The sequence below is a fragment of the Acinetobacter endophylla genome (genome assembly GCF_053543775.1).
The window spans coordinates 1-407 of record NZ_JBLVOM010000154.1 but is presented as its reverse complement, the minus strand read 5'-3'; the positions used below and the strand labels follow the sequence as shown (position 1 = coordinate 407).

General features: G+C 33.7%; 1 protein-coding gene. It reads left to right on the top strand.

Annotation, left to right across the window (positions count from 1 at the left end):
- Window positions 1-407: hypothetical protein (locus ACNPNW_RS06115; RefSeq protein WP_448766726.1), on the top strand; the 407-nt coding region annotated here is incomplete at both ends.

Below are 407 nucleotides of genomic sequence, written 5' to 3'. Positions count from 1 at the left end.
TGGGGGGAGACAAAACAATTGTCCTTGCCGCAGGTTCTTATAGCAGAGATAGTCTTATCTCTGAGTTAAATAAACAATTAACAATCGTAGGAGCTGATATTACTGCTTCAATCTCACCTACTTCAATCGGTGTAAACGCTAGCCCATATCTTGGGAATAATCATTACATATTAAGGCTTAAACATAATTTTAGTACCGACAAAAACGCGATTCAATTGGTTTCTGGCAATGCTCTGAACCCATTATTTTTACGAACTGCAAATGCGGGAGATACTTGGAATCCACTTACCAAAAGTTATCTTAAAACGAATATTGATATTACAAATGGATTGACAATAGATAATGGTTCTAATATTTGGGAATTTATTATTGATGTTTCATTAAAAAAATCGATAAATATAGATGCT